General features: G+C 58.6%; 17 protein-coding genes. 2 read left to right on the forward strand and 15 right to left on the reverse strand.

What is annotated here, in order from left to right; translation table 11 throughout:
• Positions 1 to 13: 13 nt before the first annotated feature.
• The 13 genes from lipA to FHR99_RS07210 form a co-directional block, all read right to left on the reverse strand.
• Positions 14 to 1,018 (reverse strand): lipoyl synthase, encoded by a 1,005-nt coding sequence (gene lipA / locus FHR99_RS07150; protein ID WP_183409819.1) that lies wholly within the window; start codon positions 1,016 to 1,018, stop codon positions 14 to 16.
• Positions 1,019 to 1,021: 3 nt separating this feature from the next.
• Positions 1,022 to 1,696 carry a lipoyl(octanoyl) transferase LipB gene (lipB, locus tag FHR99_RS07155; protein WP_183409820.1) on the reverse strand — a complete coding sequence of 225 codons (675 nt, stop codon included), beginning with the start codon at positions 1,694 to 1,696 and terminating at the stop codon, positions 1,022 to 1,024.
• Positions 1,696 to 1,965: an HP0495 family protein gene (locus FHR99_RS07160; RefSeq protein ID WP_183409821.1), complete on the reverse strand. Its 270-nt coding sequence runs from the start codon at positions 1,963 to 1,965 to the stop codon at positions 1,696 to 1,698. Before FHR99_RS07160 ends, lipB begins: the two co-directional genes overlap by 1 nt.
• Entirely contained in the window at positions 1,965 to 3,128 is a 1,164-nt protein-coding gene (locus tag FHR99_RS07165) for a D-alanyl-D-alanine carboxypeptidase family protein (protein WP_183409822.1), read from the reverse strand. Before FHR99_RS07165 ends, FHR99_RS07160 begins: the two co-directional genes overlap by 1 nt.
• Positions 3,129 to 3,184: 56 nt before the next feature.
• Positions 3,185 to 4,018, reverse strand: coding sequence for a septal ring lytic transglycosylase RlpA family protein (locus FHR99_RS16450; RefSeq protein ID WP_183409823.1), 834 nt, complete (start codon positions 4,016 to 4,018; stop codon positions 3,185 to 3,187).
• Entirely contained in the window at positions 4,015 to 4,992 is a 978-nt protein-coding gene (mltB, locus tag FHR99_RS07175) for a lytic murein transglycosylase B (protein ID WP_183409824.1), read from the reverse strand. The genes FHR99_RS16450 and mltB overlap by 4 nt, the downstream gene beginning before the upstream one ends.
• A 28-nt stretch (positions 4,993 to 5,020) precedes the next feature.
• Positions 5,021 to 6,166 (reverse strand): rod shape-determining protein RodA, encoded by a 1,146-nt coding sequence (gene rodA, locus FHR99_RS07180; protein WP_183409825.1) that lies wholly within the window; start codon positions 6,164 to 6,166, stop codon positions 5,021 to 5,023.
• Positions 6,163 to 8,049: a penicillin-binding protein 2 gene (gene mrdA / locus FHR99_RS07185; protein ID WP_183409826.1), complete on the reverse strand. Its 1,887-nt coding sequence runs from the start codon at positions 8,047 to 8,049 to the stop codon at positions 6,163 to 6,165. The genes rodA and mrdA overlap by 4 nt, the downstream gene beginning before the upstream one ends.
• A 20-nt stretch (positions 8,050 to 8,069) precedes the next feature.
• The gene (gene rlmH / locus FHR99_RS07190) at positions 8,070 to 8,537 is read right to left on the reverse strand and encodes a 23S rRNA (pseudouridine(1915)-N(3))-methyltransferase RlmH (RefSeq protein WP_183409827.1); all 468 of its coding nucleotides are present in this window, start codon (positions 8,535 to 8,537) and stop codon (positions 8,070 to 8,072) included.
• Entirely contained in the window at positions 8,527 to 8,874 is a 348-nt protein-coding gene (gene rsfS / locus FHR99_RS07195) for a ribosome silencing factor (protein WP_183409828.1), read from the reverse strand. The genes rlmH and rsfS overlap by 11 nt, the downstream gene beginning before the upstream one ends.
• Positions 8,875 to 8,887: 13 nt before the next feature.
• Entirely contained in the window at positions 8,888 to 9,523 is a 636-nt protein-coding gene (gene nadD, locus FHR99_RS07200) for a nicotinate-nucleotide adenylyltransferase (protein WP_183409829.1), read from the reverse strand.
• A gap of 1 nt (position 9,524) precedes the next feature.
• On the reverse strand, positions 9,525 to 10,781 hold the full coding sequence (locus FHR99_RS07205; protein ID WP_183409830.1) for a glutamate-5-semialdehyde dehydrogenase: 1,257 nt from the start codon (positions 10,779 to 10,781) through the stop codon (positions 9,525 to 9,527).
• 96 nt (positions 10,782 to 10,877) lie between these two features.
• The gene (locus tag FHR99_RS07210) at positions 10,878 to 11,636 is read right to left on the reverse strand and encodes an SDR family NAD(P)-dependent oxidoreductase (protein WP_183409831.1); all 759 of its coding nucleotides are present in this window, start codon (positions 11,634 to 11,636) and stop codon (positions 10,878 to 10,880) included.
• A 194-nt stretch (positions 11,637 to 11,830) separates the two neighbouring features.
• On the opposite strand from FHR99_RS07210, the gene FHR99_RS07215 reads away from it, so the two are divergent.
• Positions 11,831 to 12,901 (forward strand): PepSY-associated TM helix domain-containing protein, encoded by a 1,071-nt coding sequence (locus tag FHR99_RS07215; RefSeq protein ID WP_183409832.1) that lies wholly within the window; start codon positions 11,831 to 11,833, stop codon positions 12,899 to 12,901.
• Positions 12,902 to 12,918: 17 nt separating this feature from the next.
• Here FHR99_RS07215 and FHR99_RS07220 read toward each other — a convergent pair whose 3' ends face one another.
• Positions 12,919 to 14,046 carry a CaiB/BaiF CoA transferase family protein gene (locus FHR99_RS07220; protein ID WP_221200392.1) on the reverse strand — a complete coding sequence of 376 codons (1,128 nt, stop codon included), beginning with the start codon at positions 14,044 to 14,046 and terminating at the stop codon, positions 12,919 to 12,921.
• A gap of 219 nt (positions 14,047 to 14,265) precedes the next feature.
• Between FHR99_RS07220 and FHR99_RS07225 the strand changes: the two genes are divergently transcribed.
• On the forward strand, positions 14,266 to 15,090 hold the full coding sequence (locus tag FHR99_RS07225; protein WP_183409833.1) for an acyl-CoA thioesterase: 825 nt from the start codon (positions 14,266 to 14,268) through the stop codon (positions 15,088 to 15,090).
• A gap of 27 nt (positions 15,091 to 15,117) precedes the next feature.
• Here FHR99_RS07225 and FHR99_RS07230 read toward each other — a convergent pair whose 3' ends face one another.
• Positions 15,118 to 16,572, reverse strand: a complete 1,455-nt coding sequence (locus FHR99_RS07230; RefSeq protein ID WP_183409834.1) for an NAD-dependent succinate-semialdehyde dehydrogenase — start codon at positions 16,570 to 16,572, stop codon at positions 15,118 to 15,120.
• Positions 16,573 to 16,732 lie beyond the last annotated feature (160 nt).

A 16,732-nucleotide genomic window follows, 5' to 3' on the forward strand; every position in this document is an offset into this window, starting at 1 on the left:
GGAATTCCTGAACTTATTTCAACAGGCTGATATCGACCTGTTTGTCGGCATGGTAGGAGGATCGTACCAGTGGGCCACTGGCCACACTTTTGAAACCGAGCTCCTTCGCGATCTCAGCATATTCATCGAACTCATCCGGGTGGACAAAGCGATCCACCGGCAGGTGATCGCGGCTCGGCTGCATATACTGGCCAAGGGTAATCATATCGATGTCGTGCTCGCGCATGTCCTGCATCACCTGAATCAGCTCTTCACGCGTTTCCCCCAAACCCAGCATCAGGCCAGATTTGGTGAGCACCTCGGGGCGACGCTCTTTGTAGCGCTTGAGCAGATCCAGTGACCACTGGTAGTCGGAACCAGGGCGGATTTTACGGTACAGGCTAGGTACCGATTCCAGATTGTGATTGAACACATCCGGCGGCTCGGCAGCGAGAATGTCGAGCGCGATATCCATGCGGCCACGGAAATCCGGCACCAGTACTTCAATGCGAATACCGTCCATACGGGCGCGGGTTTCGCGAATACAATTGGCAAAGTGCTCCGCACCACCGTCTTTCAAGTCATCGCGGTCGACCGAGGTAATGACCACGTATTTGAGGTTCATTTCGGCAATGGCTTCTGCCAGTTCACGCGGCTCGTTCTCATCCAACGCGAGGGGTCGGCCGTGGGCCACATCGCAGAAGGGGCAACGACGGGTGCAGATTTCACCCATGATCATAAAGGTGGCGGTACCGCCACTGAAGCACTCACCTAGATTCGGGCACTGGGCTTCTTCACAGACCGAGGCCAGCTTGTGACGACGCAACACGCTCTTGATACGGGAGACTTCCGGGCTGGCGGGAATACGCACGCGCAGCCAATCGGGCTTAGCGGGCAACTCGGTAGTGGGAATCACTTTGACCGGGATGCGGGCGACCTTTTCGGCGCCGCGAAGCTTCTCGCCCTGAACCACCGGGCGCTGTGCAGCCCGACCCCGGGCGCGCTTGGCCGCCGGCGTTTTGTCGGTTTGCTCAGTCATGACTTACCTCGAACTACAGGGAAACTCTGCATTGTACACGTGATCGCAGGCAGAATAACCGAAGGCCTCGCGAAATATCTCCACCAGACGCTCGCCTATGCGAGTCAGGTCAACCGGTTTTCCGAGGGTGGAAGCCAGATCCGTCACCGCCATCCCGACGTGACCGCAGGGATTGATACGCTGGAATACAGTCAAATCCATGTCCAGATTGAGGCTGAGGCCGTGAAAGCTGCAGCCGCGGCGCACTCTCAGGCCCAATTGCGCGATTTTGGCGCCATTTTCAAGGTACACACCGGGGGCATCCGCTCGCGGAGCTGCACTGACCCCATGTTCAGCCAGCAGTGCCACGATACTCTCTTCGATGGTTGTAACCAGCGCCCGAACGCCGATGCCGAGTCGCTTCAAATCCAGCAATACGTAGCCCACCAACTGGCCGGGGCCGTGGTAAGTAACCTGACCGCCGCGATCGACCTGCACCACCGGGATATCGCCCGGTGCTAGCAGATGCTCCGCCTTACCGGCCTGCCCCTGGGTAAATACCGCCGGATGCTCCAGCAACCACAGCTCATCGGCGCTGTCGGGGCCACGCGCGGCGGTGTAGTCCTGCATCGCATGCCAGGTGGGTTCGTAGTCGCTCTGGCCCAGCCAGCGCACGGTCAGCGTGGCAGGCGCCGCCATCAAAGCACCATCTGTACGCGGCCGGTGGCCTTGAGAGCTTCGAAAATAGACTGGAGCTGGCGCTCGCCAGTCGCGGTAATGGTGACCGTTACGGAGGAAAACTTGCCGGTTCGACTCAGCTTGACGCTAACGTCGCGGTCGTCAATCGGGCCGCAGAAGCCGCTCATGACCTCCACTACCATATCGCGAAAATCCGGCTCCGCGTCGCCCATCACCTTAATGGGATAGGCGCACGGAAATTCAATTTTGGGGGCTTCAGGGTCAGACATCAGCGGCCAATCAGGTTAAGTACAAACAGAACAATAGCGTCCCACAAACGCTTCACGAGACCACCCTCTTCCACGTTCTGCAGGGCGACCAACGGGGCGCGCACCAGTTCTTCACCCTCCAGCGACACCACCAGTTCACCGTACTCCTGACCTTCGCTGACCGGAGCCGTCACCACATCATCCACACTGAGGGTTGCTTCAAGATCATTGTGCTTGCCGCGGGGTATTGTCAGATAAACCTCGTCCTTAACGCCCAGGCTGACGTTATCGGCCGCGCCCTTCCAGACCCGACTGGTGCTCAGCTCGGTACCGGCGGTATAGAGATGATGGGTTTCAAAAAAGCGGAAGCCGTAGGCCAGCAGACGCTGGGTTTCGCGCTCGCGGGCCGACTCGCTCTTGGCGCCCATTACCACAGAAATCAGGCGCATACCCTCGCGCTCCGCAGACGATACCAGACAGTAGCCCGCGGCCTCGGTGTGACCAGTTTTCAGACCATCGACGCTGGGATCGCTCCACAACAGACGGTTGCGATTCGTCTGACGAATACCGTTGTAGGTGTACTCTCGCTCGCTGTAGAGCGCATATTCCTTCGGATACTCCAGAATACCTTTGGCCAGCAAGGCCATGTCACGGGCTGAGGAGTAGTGTTCTTCGTGCGGCAAGCCATGGGAGTTAACAAAATGGGTGTTCTTCATACCCAGCTGGTAGGCGTGCTGATTCATCACCTCGGCAAAGGACTTCTCGCTGCCAGCGATGTATTCCGCCACAGCCACACTGGCATCATTACCGGATGACACCACAATGCCCCGGTGTAGATCGCCGAGCGCGACTTGCTTACCCACTTCAATCCACATCAGGGAAGAGCCCTTAAAAACCGGGTTCTGCGCCCAGGCGTTCTTGCTGATGGTGACCATGTCGTCATTGGTAACCTGACCGTTCTCCAGCCAATACGACAACACGTAGCTGGTCATCAGCTTGGTCAGGCTGGCCGGCGGCAGGCGCTCATCCGCGTTGTGCTCGGTGATGATCTCGCCGCTGTCAGCATCCATCAAAATCCAGGATTTGGCCGCAATCTGGGGCGGCGCCGGGATCAGCGAAGGCTGGGCCGAAGCCAGAACAGGCAGCAGAAACAGCAAGGCAAGCAGATGTTTGGTATAAGACATGGTCTTCCGTTTTGTATTTTCAGTATGTGCTGTAGTCAGTCGCCAGTGCCTATACATTAGCGACTGTGGGTGACAATCGACGCCAGCCCGTAATTGTCCTGCTCGAGCTTGCGACGAACCCTTTCCGCCTCAAGATAGTCCGTGAACGGACCTACCCGAACCCGGTAGAACGGTGGTGAATCGTCACTGGCGTGGATATGCACCGGCAATTCGTGCCGACCCGCCAGTTCAGCCTGCAAACGCAAGGCGCTCCCCTTGACCTGAAAGGCCGCAATTTGCAGGAAATAATGCGATTCCGGCGCCTGCTCGCGGGCCACCCCCGCAGAATGCCGCTTATTATCCAGATCAATGACTCGGATTTCCACCGGCGCCGTGCCCTTGTCCGCAAAGCCCAGTTTGACCGCAGCCGCGTAGGAAAGATCAATAATCCGGTCGCCGTGGAAGGGGCCTCGATCATTGACGCGAACCACTGCCGTGCGGCCATTACTGAGGTTGGTCACCTCCACATAGACAGGAATCGGCAGGGTCTTGTGGGCAGCCGTCATTTTGTACAGGTCGTAAACCTCGCCATTGGAGGTGAGGCGACCGTGAAACTTGGTGCCATACCAGGAGGCCGTACCGCGCTCGCGGTAGTCCCGGTAATCGGTCATCAGTTCGTAACGGCGCCCCATCACCACGTAAGGGCTCACATTGCCACGCGCGGTAATGGCTTCCCAGCGCGGCACGGCATCCTGAATCATCGCTGGATCCAGGGTCCGCGACGGCGCGCCGTCCTTGCCGGGCCCGGAGGGCGGTACCTGAGAGGCGGTTGAGGGTGAATCCTTCAGCCAGGAGCAGCCCGGCAGCAACACACAGAGGGCCAGCGCCCAATAGAGCGAGCGTTGTTTCATTGCGCGTTACGCTGGGCCACCAGTTGACTGAGTTGATATACCGCCATGGCGTACATGGAGCTGTGGTTGTAGCGGGTAATCACGTAAAAGTTATCGAGGCCCAGCCAGTATTCCACGCCTTCATCGCCGATAAAGCGAATCGCCGTGGCCATATCGTCACCGTCCAACTTGGCGTAACTGCGCACGCCTTTCTTGGCGAGCTCGGCAACGGTCCACTTGGGCTTCAGACCGGCTTCAAATACCTCAGGGTCGTGCTGCTCAGTCACCTCGGCCGCGAGCGTAACCGCCTCTCCGTTGCGCCAGTGGTGACGGGCAAAGTAATTGGCGACGCTACCGATGGCATCCACCGGGTTGTTCACAATATCGACCACACCATCGCCGTCAAAGTCTACGGCGTAAGCGCGGTAGCTGCTGGGTATAAACTGACCGAAACCCATGGCGCCAGCATAGGAGCCTTTCAGCTCCAACGGATCGAGTCCCTGCTCGCGGGTCATGAGCAGATATTCTTCCAGCTGTTTGCTGAAGAATTTGGCTCGCCGGGGATAGTCAAAACCCAGAGTGGCCAGCGCGTCCAGTACCCGGTAGTTGCCCTTGTGGCGACCATAACGGGTCTCGACACCAATGATGGCAACAATAATCTGCGGTGGCACACCGTACTGCTTATAAGCGCGTTCCAGCGTCGCGCGGTGCTCGCGCCAGAATTCCACGCCTTGATCAATCCGTGAATCCTGAATAAAAATCTTGCGATAGTCTTTCCACTCTAGGGTGCGTTCCGCCGGACGTGAGATCGCATCGAGGATGCTCTGTTTGCGCTCGGCCTGAGCCAGCAGTTTCTCCACCTGAGCGCGCTCAAAACCGTGCTCTGTGACCATGCGGTCTGTGAATGCCTTTGCCTGCTCGTGATCCAGATAACTCGCCCACGCAGCTGCCGGCAGTGACAGAAACAGCACGAGGGACATCAGGGCTTTACGCATAGTGTTCAGAAACCTTCCGTTATTATGCTTACTGGTGGATAAAGCGCTCGTCGGCGCGAATACTCATAAGAATACCGAATCCGATCATCAGGGTAACCAACGAGGTGCCGCCCTGACTGACCAGCGGCAAGGGTACACCAACTACCGGCAGCAATCCCGATACCATTCCCATATTCACAAACACATAGACAAAAAAAGTCAGCGTAATACTCCCCGCCAACAGTCGTCCAAAGCTGTGTTTTGCGTGAACAGCAATCCAGGAACCCCGCAGAATGACCAGCAAGTAGACCAGAACCAGCGCCACCACACCGCGCAGACCGAATTCTTCAGCCAGCACCGCGACAATGAAATCCGTATGACTTTCAGGCAAAAAGTCGAGATGGGACTGAGTGCCCTGCAGCCAACCCTTGCCATCCATCCCGCCGGAGCCGATTGCGGTCTGTGACTGGATAATGTTCCAGCCGGCGCCGAGCTTGTCCCGCTCCGGGTTGAGCATGGTCAGAATTCTGCCGCGCTGGTAGTCGTGCAGCAGAAACTCCCAGATCGGCCAGGCGGCAGCGCCCAGCAGAGCGAATCCGGCCGCGATGATATGCCAACCCATCCCCGCCAGAAACAGGACAAAAATACCGGACGAGGCAATAATGATGGCGGTACCCAGGTCGGGTTGGCGCGCGATCAGCAGCGCCGGCACCATGAGAATCACCAGGCCGCTCAGCACCGCACTAAAACGTGGCGGCAGGGGGCGCACCGAGTAATACCAGGCCAGTGTCATGGGCAGTACCAGCTTCATCACTTCTGAAGGCTGGAACCGAAAGCCCCCGATCGACAGCCAGCGCTGAGCCCCCTTGGCACCGTCGCCAAAAAAACTGACCGCCAACAGCAAGCCGATACCGCCCACGTAAGCAACGGGCGCCAGGCGCTTAAGGCTTTCGATATTGACCTGAGCCACCGCAAACATGACCACATAACCGATCAACAAATAGCGCGCCTGACGGGCAACCATGGCAGCACTTTCGCCGCTGGCACTGTAGAGAATCAAGAGACCGAAACCAGTCAGCGTCAGCAACAACACCAGCAGGCTGAGATCAATGCGCAGGCGCTGCAGGAGATTGCGCTGCAGATCATGGGAGTGATGGTCGCGCGGCAGCTGGCGGATAAAATCCGAGTGGCTCATACCTCTTCGCTCCCATCAGCCGCGCGGCGCTTAACCGGCGCTTTAGGCTTGACCTTGTCCGGGCGCAGATAGGCATCGAATACACGACGCGCAATTGGCGCCGCCACACGACCGCCGGCTTCGCCATTTTCCACAATCACCGCCAGCGCAATCGTCGGGTTATCGGCGGGAGCAAAACCGACAAACAAGGCGTGGTCGCGCTGGCGCTTGGCGAGTTGCGTCGGGTCGTGCTCGTCGTGAGAGACGATACCGATAACCTGTGCGGTTCCGGTCTTCCCTGCGATGCGATAATCCAGATTATTCGAGATATTCTTCGCCGTACCCCGGATTTCGTGAACCACGCCTTCCATGGTTTCCCGAATGTAATCCCAGTCGCTGTCGTTGGCGATCTCAACCTTCGGTTTAATTGGCGCCTGTACCGGAAAACCATCGATAGTGCGGACGATACGCGGCACCTTGCGCTCGCCGCGATTGGCCAAGACCGCCGTAGCGACCGCAAGCTGCATGGGCGTTGTCAGCATAAAGCCCTGCCCGATCCCGACGTTGACGGTCTCCCCCGGAAACCAGTGAGACCCTTTGACTTCACGCTTCCATTCACGCGATGGCAACAGGCCGGCGCGCTCATTGTCGATATCAATTCCGGTACGCTCACCCAAACCAAAACGGGTGCCGAACTCATGGATACGATCAATCCCCATATTGACCGCCATATCGTAGAAATACACGTCGCAGGATTCGACAATGGCCTGATGCAGGTCGATACGGTTGCCGTGGCCGCCGGTTTTCCAGTCGCGGTAGACCCGCTCATCGTTAGGCAACTGAAACCAGCCCGGATCGTAAACCGTGGTTCGGCGCGTAACCACACCGTAGTGGAGCGCGCCGAGACCAAGGATCGGCTTGAGTGTCGATGCGGGTGGGTACTGCCCCAGCAGTGTGCGATTGAACAGGGGTAAATCCGGCGATTCGCGCAGCACCTTGTAATCCTTGCTGCTGATCCCGTTTACGAAGAGGTTTATGTCGTAGCTGGGTGTGCTAACCATGGCCAGCACACCGCCGTCCGCTGGGTCGATGGCGACAATCGCGCCGCGCTCATTACCGAGAATTTCGTGGGCGACTTTTTGCAGCTCCACATCAATGTTAAGCACCAGATCAGCGCCGGGAATGGGCGGATGGCGTTCCAGTACCCGCAAAACCCGGCCACGGGCATTTGTCTCGACGTTTTGGTAGCCGACCGTGCCGTGCAGGGATTCCTCGTAGAACTTCTCAACCCCGAGTTTGCCGATGTAGTTGGTCGCGCTGTAATTGACGGTGTCGATTTCTTCCATCTCGCGCTCATTGATCCGCCCCACATAACCCAGCACATGAGCCAGCAGCTCGCCCTGGGGGTAGTAGCGGATAAGTTGAGCGTCGATATCCACGCCCGGCAGGCGATAGCGATTGACCGCAAAGCGGGCGATCTCTTCTTCGGTGAGCCGCAGCTTGAGCGGAACCGCCTGATAAGGCCTACGGTGACGCAAACGCCGCTTGAACTTGCGTATGTCGTCCTCGTCGATGTCGATTATCGCGGCCAGCTCACTCAGGGTTGCGTCGACATCCGGTACCCGCTCCTTGATCAGCACCAGACTATAGCTGGGAATATTTTCCGCCAGCAAAACGCCGTTGCGATCGTAGATCAGACCACGTTTGGGAGGAATCGGCTGGAGTTGGATACGATTGCGATCCGACTGCACCTGATACAACTCATGCTCGATCACCTGCAGGTAAAAATAGCGGCCGCAGATAATGCCGAGCATGATACCAATCAACACAATCGCCACCAGATAGCGACGGCCAAACAGGCGGCGTTCGCGATTGGGGTCCTTGAGTCTGTCGAGTGGCGGCATCGGTGTTTTAACGGGCCTGCTTAGCGGTGATAGGGATGACCCTGAAGAATACTCCAGGCTCGATAAATCTGTTCAGCCAGCAATACCCGCACCAACGGATGCGGCAGGGTCATGGCCGACAGCGACCAGCGTTGCCGGGCCTGCTCCAGGCAAGCCGGATCGAGACCGTCCGGGCCGCCCACCAGCAGACTGACATTGTGGCCCTCGTTATGCCAGCCACCCAGAGTCTCGGCTAGCTTTTCAGTACTGAGCGATTTGCCGGTGACATCCAGCGCGACCAGCAGATCATCCCGCGGCACAGCTTTCAGCAGGGCCTCGCCCTCATGCTGCCGGGCGCGGCGGATATCCGGGTTCTTGCCGCGCTTGGCCAGGGGAATTTCCTGAATTTCAAGACTGAATTCGGCAGGCAGGCGCTTGAGGTATTCCGCAACCCCCTCTTCCACCCAACCCGGCATGCGGGTGCCGACGGCGAGCAGTTTAATCCGCATCGCTCGGCTTGCTTGCCGGCACGGACCACAGGCGCTCAATGTCGTAGAAGGTGCGAGCCTCGGGCAACATGGTATGCACCACCACGTCGCCAAAATCTACTAACACCCACTCAGCCACATTGTCACCTTCCATGCCCATCGGTTTGAGGCCTTGTTGTCTGGCCTCATCGAGCACGTTATTGGCGAGAGATTTCACATGGCGATTGGACGTGCCGCTGGCCACAACCATGTAGTCGGTGACCCCTGTCATTTCACGTACGTCGAGCACCACCACATCACGCGCTTTCATGTCCTCAAGCGCGTTTTTGACCAGTTCCACCAATTCAACAGATTTCATGCGTCTCCAGATTTTAACAATAAAGCCGGTGTTTGCTGATGTAGTCCAACACAGCCTCAGGCAACCAGCCCGAAAGAGGTTCGCCCGCCTCCAGCCGGCGCCGCACCTCGGTGGCCGACTGCGGCCAGGGCTGCAGGGTAATGTGGGCGAACGCACCGCTGGGCTTACTGATCAATTCCGCCGCATCCATCCGACGCGGCTCAGTATAGGCCATCACTGCCGCATCGGGTTCAACTGCCACGCCGTCGCGACCCATCACCAGCACATTCGCAAATTCAAACAGGGATTGCCAGCGTACCCACTGGTGCAGTGAATTGTAGGCATCACTGCCCATCACAAAGGTCAGACTGGCCTGATCGCCCAATTCGCCGCGCACCTCTGCGAGCGTGTCGGCAGTATAGGACGGTCCGCCGCGACGTAACTCCCGGTCATCCACCCCCAGCCCCGACAACGGCTCAACGGCGAGCTGCGCCATGGCCAGGCGGTGTTCAGAGGTCGAACTGGGCGTACTGCGATGGGCCGGCAGGTGGCAGGGCAACAGGTCGAGCCGGTTAAAACCCAGTCGCTGCTGCAATTCCCGGGCGCACTCCACGTGCCCCCGGTGAATGGGGTCAAAGGTGCCGCCGAAGATGCCGAGCGCGAGGGACATATTACTGACGGATATGCCCGTCACCCAGCACGATATATTTCTGTGAGGTCAGGCCCTCCAGTCCGACCGGGCCCCTAGCGTGAATCTTGTCGGTGGAAATACCGATCTCGGCACCCAGCCCGTATTCAAAGCCATCGGCAAAGCGGGTGGAGGCATTCACCATCACCGAACTCGAATCCACCTCCCGCAGAAAACGGCGGGATTTGGTGTAGTTCTCGGTGACGATGGCATCGGTGTGCTGGGAGCTCCACTGGTTGATGTGGGCAATGGCCTCGTCCAGCCCTGCCACCACTTTCACCGCCAGAATCGGTGCCAGATACTCGGTGCTCCAGTCCTCGTCGGTTGCTGCCAGCATATCGCTGACAATAGCCCGGGACTGCTCGCAGCCCCGCAGCTCAACACCCTTGGCACGCATTTGTTCAGCGATGGGCGGTAACAGTTCCGCTGCACGACTTTCCGCCACCAGCAGGGTTTCCATAGTGTTGCAGGTGCCGTAGCGATGAGTTTTGGCATTTACCGCGATCGCCAGTGCCTTGTCGGCTGCGGCGTCGTCATCAAGGTAAACGTGGCAAATACCGTCGAGGTGCTTGATCACCGTGACAGTGGCATCGCGTGAAATACGCTCGATCAGCCCCTTGCCGCCGCGAGGCACGACCACATCCACGTATTCGGGCATGGTAATCAGTGCGCCAACCGCTGCGCGATCGGTGGTTGCCACCACTTGTACTGCGGTTTCGGGCAGACCAACCTTGGCGAGGCCCTGCCGAATACAGTCGGCGATAGCCTGATTGGAGTGAATGGCCTCAGAGCCACCGCGCAGAATGGCGGCGTTGCCGGACTTCAAACACAGGCTGGCCGCCTCGGCTGTGACATTGGGGCGGGACTCATAAATGATGCCGATCACACCGAGCGGCACCCGCATCTTGCCCACCTGAATACCGCTGGGACGGTAGCTCATATCGCTGATTTCGCCGACAGGATCAGGCAGGGCTGCAACCTGCTGCAGGCCTTCGATCATGCCGTCGATTCGACTCTGGGTCAGCTCCAGACGGTCCAGCAATGCCGCGTCGAGCCCATTGTCGCGACCGGCGGCCAGATCCTTTGCGTTGGCTTCGGCAATGGCGGCACGCGCACCGTCAATGGCCTCCGCAATGGCCTGCAGTGCCGCGTTTTTTTCGCCCGTGCCCAACGCCGCCATAATGCGCGAGGCCTCGCGCGCCTGACGGCCCATGGATATCATGGTGTCCTGAATAGTCATGTGTTCCCAAATGCCCGGAAAATCAAGCCGGGCATTATAGCGGGAAGCGGGCCTTCGCGTCAGCGGCTTGTGCCCGCTCGCCTTAACGGCCCGGAATCAGCCCAGGGAGGCCTGACCGCCGTCCAGCGCGATGGTCTGACCATTGACGTAGCGACTGTCGTCACTGCACAGGCTGGCAACAAAGTTCCCAATATCCAGCTCGCAGTCACCGATGCGCTTCATGGGGATGGACGCCACAAACTCCGCCGCTTCCTCCGGCCGGGTTTCCGTCCACCACTTCAGGGCGGGCGACAGGGCATGGGGAAGAATCACATTGGTGCGAATACCGTCGTCGGCCCACTCACAGGCAGCGCCGCGACTGAGGGAGCGGATAGCTTCCTTGACGGCTGCGTAGGCACCGTAGCCCTTCATATCCCAGCGCTTGGCGGCCGTAGACGCCAGATTGACGATACAGCCATCGCCCTTCAGATGAGGGTGACACAATTTCATCATGCGCAGGGTTGCCAGCGGCCCGGACTGCCAGCCCGCCTCAAAGGCTTCTTCGGTGATGGAATGCAGATCGCCGAGGGGCACTTCCTGTGCGTTATTGACCAGAATATTCAGCCCGCCAAAGTGCTTAACCACCTGTTCGACACAGGCCGTCATGGAGTCGAGGTTTTTGACGTTGCACTCGATAGGCAAAGCCTTGCCGCCGCGCTGCTCAATCTCGGCACACGTCGCTTCGAGCTTGGACAGTGTGCGCCCGGTGACGGCCACACTGGCGCCATTGGAGGCCAAGGCGAAGGCTATGCCCTGCCCCACGCCCTGACCGGCCCCGGTAACCAAGGCAATTTTTCCCGACAAGCGCTGAGACATGAATCCACTCCTTCAATAATTGAAGGCCGATCATAACGCCGACCGCCGCGCGAACCACTGGCAAAAGCTTTCGATTGCATAGACTTCTGCCGTCAGTTCAATTGCTTTTACTGCCAAACCTTTCGACACGCGTTGCCTCGAAACGAACTTTGCCCTAGGGTGCGCAGCAACGTTACCCAGCGCACCTAGTTACCATGAGCGTTTTATCCCCCAGTCACCCGACCCGCAAGGCCCTGCGACGCTGGCACAAGCTCGCCGGGCTTTGCGCGACTCTGCTGCTTATGGTGACCGGCATCAGCGGCAGCCTGCTGGCCGCCAAACCACTATTGCTGACGTGGTTGTTCGCTGCCCCCTTGCCGCCGAATTACGGCATTGAGCAGATCGCTCTCGACCTGGACCACCTCGCGCTGCAAATTCCCAGCGAACAGCAAGGACTGGTGAAGGCCCCGAATGCCGACGAGCCGTACTGGCAAATCATCACGAACGAGCAGCGGCGCCTGCTGCTGGCACCCGAAACACTAGAGGTGCTCGCCGATCACCACTGGTTACTACCGGTACTGGAGTGGCTACGGGTTTTTCATACGGAATTGCTGGCAGGGCTGTGGGGAGAAATTCTGTTGCTGGTGATGAGCGCACTCACCCTCTTCCTGCTGTTAAGCGGCCTCTGGTTATGGTGGCCGGCCCGGCGGCGAATCAAGATTCGATGGCTGCTACCTCGTCGCCTGCACCGCAAACACCTGATTCAATATCATCGTCACACCGGCGCACTCTGCCTGCCGGTGGTGCTTACGGTTGTGCTGAGCGGCACCATCCTGATCGAGCAGCGGGTGCAGCGCGCCCTTTTTCCCGCCACCCGCACTGTCTCACCTCCCGCTGCGCCCGAAGCGGCAGCTACGCCGGGATCACTGCCAGCCTCAGCACTGTTCAAACAGGCTGCCGCTCAAGTGCCAAATGCCTGGCCAAGCTACCTCAGAATACCGTCGCACGACGACCCGCAATTTCGATCGCGCTTTCGATTGGCCGGCGAATGGGATCCTAACGGGCGGACGGTGGTGAAAGTTAATGGCGACGGGAGTATCGAGCCGTTTAAGAGCGCAGATACATTACCCATGGGCAAAAAATTAATGAAAACCCTGTATCCCCTGCACACCGCTTATGGGCTGAATAGCCTTTACCAGTGGCTGGTGATAATGAGCGGGCTGATAGCTTGCTGGATGGCGGGCACCGGCTTTGTACACTGGTTACAGCGTCGCAAAGCCGGCTGAATGTAAACCGAATTAAATCAGGTCAGTGCGCCAGCTTCACGCAGGGCTGCAAGCTCGGCCTCGGAGTAACCGGCCTCTTTCAGCACCGCCTCGGTTTCACTGCCAGCCGCCTTGGCGGAGGTCGGGGTCGCAGGCGCCGTGCGACTGAAACGGGGCGCCGGGGCGTGTTGCATTACGCCGTCGATTTCAACGAAGGACTGGCGGGCCACATTGTGCGGATGCGTCGGCGCCTCGGTCATGGACAACACCGGGGCAAAACAGACATCGGTGCCTTCCATAATCTCGCACCACTCGTCGCGGGTTTTGGTTTTAATCACCGCCGCCAGCTTTTCCTTCAGCTTCGGCCACTGGGCCTTGTCCATTTGCGGGGCAAACTCGTCTTTATCGAGGCCCGCCAGTTCAATTAGCAAGGCGTAGAATTGCGGCTCAATTGAACCGATAGACACGTATTTGCCGTCGCTGGTTTCGTAAGTGTCGTAGAAGTGGGCCGCACCATCGAGCATGTTCTGCTCGCGCTCATTTTCCCACACGCCCATGGCCTTGAAGGAATACATCATGTGCATCAACGCGGCGGAACCTTCCACCATCGACACGTCGACCACCTGACCTTTGCCGGAGCGACCCGCCTCCCAAATGGCGCTCATCACACCAAAGGCGAGGAACATACCACCACCGCCGAAGTCACCCACCAGGTTCAGCGGGGGCACCGGTTTTTCGCCGGCGCGGCCAATCGCGTGCAGGGCGCCGGACAGGGAAATGTAATTCATATCGTGGCCGGCGACGTGTGCCAGTGGCCCGGTCTGGCCCCAGCCGGTCATGCGGCCGTAAACCAATTTGGGGTTGCGCGCCCAGCAATCATCCGGACCAATACCGAGGCGCTCGGCCACGCCGGGGCGAAAGCCTTCAATCAGCGCATCGGCTGTTTCGCAGAGTTTCAGCAGTGCCTCTACGCCCTGTGGCGATTTGAGGTTGAGCGCAATACTGCGTTTGCCGCGCTCGCTGATTTCAGCCGGGCGGGCGGTACTACCGGATTTGCGGGAGATCGAAATAACCTCAGCGCCCATATCCGCAAACATCATCCCGCAGAAAGGCGCTGGCCCCAGCCCCTCAATCTCGATGATGCGCATTCCTGTCAGTGGCCCCATGATGACTCCTTACAACTTGCTATTCTGGTTTTTGGATTAGTAGTCAACTATTGTCGCGGTTGCCACCGCCGCTGACCATGGCAGATTGCATCAAATAATCGACAGTTTCTTTCACGCCTGCGCTGCAAGTGCACAAAGCATCTGCGCGACTCATGCTGGCCGCGAACAGTCGAATCTCGTAGCATGTGAACATAGTCAACATGAAGTCAGAGATCGCGTATGAGTCACTCGCCCTCCCCCCAAGAAACCGCCTTCAATCAATTGCTATCAGGCATCCAGCCCCTGGGAGACGGTATTTTCCGCGCCAGCATTGATGCTTCCTGGCTGCAGGGCCGCACGGCCTTTGGTGGGCTGAGTACTTCTCTCGTATTCGAGGCCATGCGTCAGCAAGTGGAAGCCAGTCGCCAGCTCCGCACGCTGTCGGTCAGTTTTGTTGGCCCGGCGCCCGCAGGCGATCACCGCGTTGTCACGCGAGTCTTGCGCGAGGGAGGCTCTGTTACCCATATGCAGGGTGAACTGCTGTGTGATGGCGAGGTCGCCGTCAGCGTCAACGCCGCCTTCGGCAAGGCCCGTCAATCCAGCATTCAACTGGCTGGCCCGGCATTGCCGCCATTAAAAACCGCGGATGACAGTGAGCCCTTCCCCTACATCGAGGGCGTCACCCCGGAATTTACTCGTCACTACGACATGCGCCTGGAGCATGGTGCCATGCCTTTCAGCGGCGCAGACAGCGCGGATTTCGGCATGTGGCTGCGCTTTCGCGAAGCCCAGCCGCTAACCCTAAGCCATTTGATCGCACTCGGCGACGTGCCGCCCATGCCCGGCCTGAACATGATCAAGCCGCCGGGTGTCGGCAGCTCGCTGAGCTGGTATGTGGAACTGCCCTCTCACATTCCGGACGTCAGCGCTGATAATTTTGTGTACTACGAATACCGCTGTCAGGCCGCGGGCGACGGCTACTACAACAATGTCGCCACCCTGTGGACAGAAGACGGACAGCCGCTGATGTTTGGCCGACAGGTGGCGACAGTATTTGAGCGCTGAAGAAGAATGATGGACAGCAAGGCGGGATCAGATCTCGCCCATGCACAGGTACTTGAGTGACATGTACTCATCAATGCCGTAGTGAGACCCTTCGCGGCCAAAGCCCGACTGTTTCACCCCACCAAAAGGCGCTACTTCGTTCGAAATAATGCCGGTGTTGATGCCCACCATGCCGTATTCCAAGGCCTCGGCCACGCGCCATACCCGTGAGATATCCTTGCTGTAGAAGTAACTGGCGAGACCGAATTCCGTGTCGTTGGCCATTTGAATCACTTCGTCATCGCTGCTGAAACGGAACAACGGAGCGACCGGCCCAAAAGTTTCTTCGCGGGCGATCAACATATCCTGCGTGACATCGGCGAGAACAGTGGGTTCAAAAAAGTTATCACCCAGCGGAAGACGCTTGCCACCGAAAAGGGTGCGCGCGCCTTTGGACAGGGCATCTTCGATATGCTCTTCGACTTTATTCACCGCTGCGTTATCGATCAGCGGGCCTTGGGTCACACCTTCCTCGGTGCCATTACCCACTTTCAGTTGGCCAACGGCTTTGGCCAGCTTTTCAGCAAAGGCATCGTATACCTTGTCGTGAACATACAGCCGGTTGGTGCAGACGCAGGTCTGACCCGCATTGCGGTATTTGGAGGCAATCGCTCCGGCAACGGCGGCATCGAGGTCCGCGTCTTCAAACACAATAAACGGCGCGTTGCCGCCCAGCTCCATGGACAGTTTTTTCAGGGTCGGTGAACACTGCTCCATCAGCACACGGCCCACTTCCGTTGAGCCGGTAAATGACAGCTTTTTGATCACCGGGCTGGTGGTCAACTCGCCACCCAACACCCGGGATTTTCCGGTAATCACGTTAAATACGCCCGCGGGAATACCGGCCTCATCGGCCAGCACCGCCAATGCCAGCGCCGTCAGCGGTGTCGCATCGGCCGGACGCACTATCATGGAACAACCGGCGGCGAGTGCCGGAGCAGCCTTGCGGGTAATCATCGCCGCCGGGAAATTCCACGGCGTAATCGCCGCGCACACACCGATGGGTTCTTTCACCACCACCAGACGCTTGTCGCCGGTGGGGCTCGGGATCACGTCACCGTAGGTGCGTTTGCCTTCTTCGGAAAACCACTCGATAAACGAGGCGGCATAGCCCACTTCACCCTTGGCTTCGGTCAGAGGCTTGCCCTGCTCGGCGGTCATGATCTTGGCGATATCATCGGCATTGGCCGTAATCAAATCAAACCACTTGCGCAGCAGAGCGCAACGCTCCTTGGCCGTCAGTTTTTTCCAACTGCGGTAGGCCGTATCGGCCTGAGCAATAACCGCTTGGGTTTGGGCCGCGCTCATTTTCGGTACGCTGCCGACCAATTCGCCGGTGGCGGGGTTGAAAACCTCTGTCGCTTCGCCGGTATCACCGTCAATCCACTGGCCGTTGGCGTAGGCCTGATTTCTCAACAAGTCGGGTTTTGCGAGGGAAAGCATGGGTATCTCCAGTAGTAGCCTGAGGGAAGGCTGACAGCATTGTGAGGTAATGTTCCCCCTCACCCTGTCCGTCTCCCTAAGGGAAAGGGTACTCAATAGCGAGCTCTGGCAGACACGAATGCCGGAGGATTGGCTCCAAACTATTTTCGTGCGCCCCCTC

The organism is Litorivivens lipolytica, assembly GCF_014191715.1.
Lineage (GTDB): Bacteria > Pseudomonadota > Gammaproteobacteria > Pseudomonadales > Spongiibacteraceae > Litorivivens > Litorivivens lipolytica.

Coding starts and splice junctions, on each gene's coding strand:
- lipA (WP_183409819.1), bottom strand. CDS start 1,018: ATGACTGAGCAAACCGACAAAACGCCGGCGGCCAAGCGCGCCCGGGGT.
- lipB (WP_183409820.1), bottom strand. CDS start 1,696: ATGGCGGCGCCTGCCACGCTGACCGTGCGCTGGCTGGGCCAGAGCGAC.
- FHR99_RS07160 (WP_183409821.1), bottom strand. CDS start 1,965: ATGTCTGACCCTGAAGCCCCCAAAATTGAATTTCCGTGCGCCTATCCC.
- FHR99_RS07165 (WP_183409822.1), bottom strand. CDS start 3,128: ATGTCTTATACCAAACATCTGCTTGCCTTGCTGTTTCTGCTGCCTGTT.
- FHR99_RS16450 (WP_183409823.1), bottom strand. CDS start 4,018: ATGAAACAACGCTCGCTCTATTGGGCGCTGGCCCTCTGTGTGTTGCTG.
- mltB (WP_183409824.1), bottom strand. CDS start 4,992: ATGCGTAAAGCCCTGATGTCCCTCGTGCTGTTTCTGTCACTGCCGGCA.
- rodA (WP_183409825.1), bottom strand. CDS start 6,166: ATGAGCCACTCGGATTTTATCCGCCAGCTGCCGCGCGACCATCACTCC.
- mrdA (WP_183409826.1), bottom strand. CDS start 8,049: ATGCCGCCACTCGACAGACTCAAGGACCCCAATCGCGAACGCCGCCTG.
- rlmH (WP_183409827.1), bottom strand. CDS start 8,537: ATGCGGATTAAACTGCTCGCCGTCGGCACCCGCATGCCGGGTTGGGTG.
- rsfS (WP_183409828.1), bottom strand. CDS start 8,874: ATGAAATCTGTTGAATTGGTGGAACTGGTCAAAAACGCGCTTGAGGAC.
- nadD (WP_183409829.1), bottom strand. CDS start 9,523: ATGTCCCTCGCGCTCGGCATCTTCGGCGGCACCTTTGACCCCATTCAC.
- FHR99_RS07205 (WP_183409830.1), bottom strand. CDS start 10,781: ATGACTATTCAGGACACCATGATATCCATGGGCCGTCAGGCGCGCGAG.
- FHR99_RS07210 (WP_183409831.1), bottom strand. CDS start 11,636: ATGTCTCAGCGCTTGTCGGGAAAAATTGCCTTGGTTACCGGGGCCGGT.
- FHR99_RS07215 (WP_183409832.1), top strand. CDS start 11,831: ATGAGCGTTTTATCCCCCAGTCACCCGACCCGCAAGGCCCTGCGACGC.
- FHR99_RS07220 (WP_221200392.1), bottom strand. CDS start 14,046: ATGGGGCCACTGACAGGAATGCGCATCATCGAGATTGAGGGGCTGGGG.
- FHR99_RS07225 (WP_183409833.1), top strand. CDS start 14,266: ATGAGTCACTCGCCCTCCCCCCAAGAAACCGCCTTCAATCAATTGCTA.
- FHR99_RS07230 (WP_183409834.1), bottom strand. CDS start 16,572: ATGCTTTCCCTCGCAAAACCCGACTTGTTGAGAAATCAGGCCTACGCC.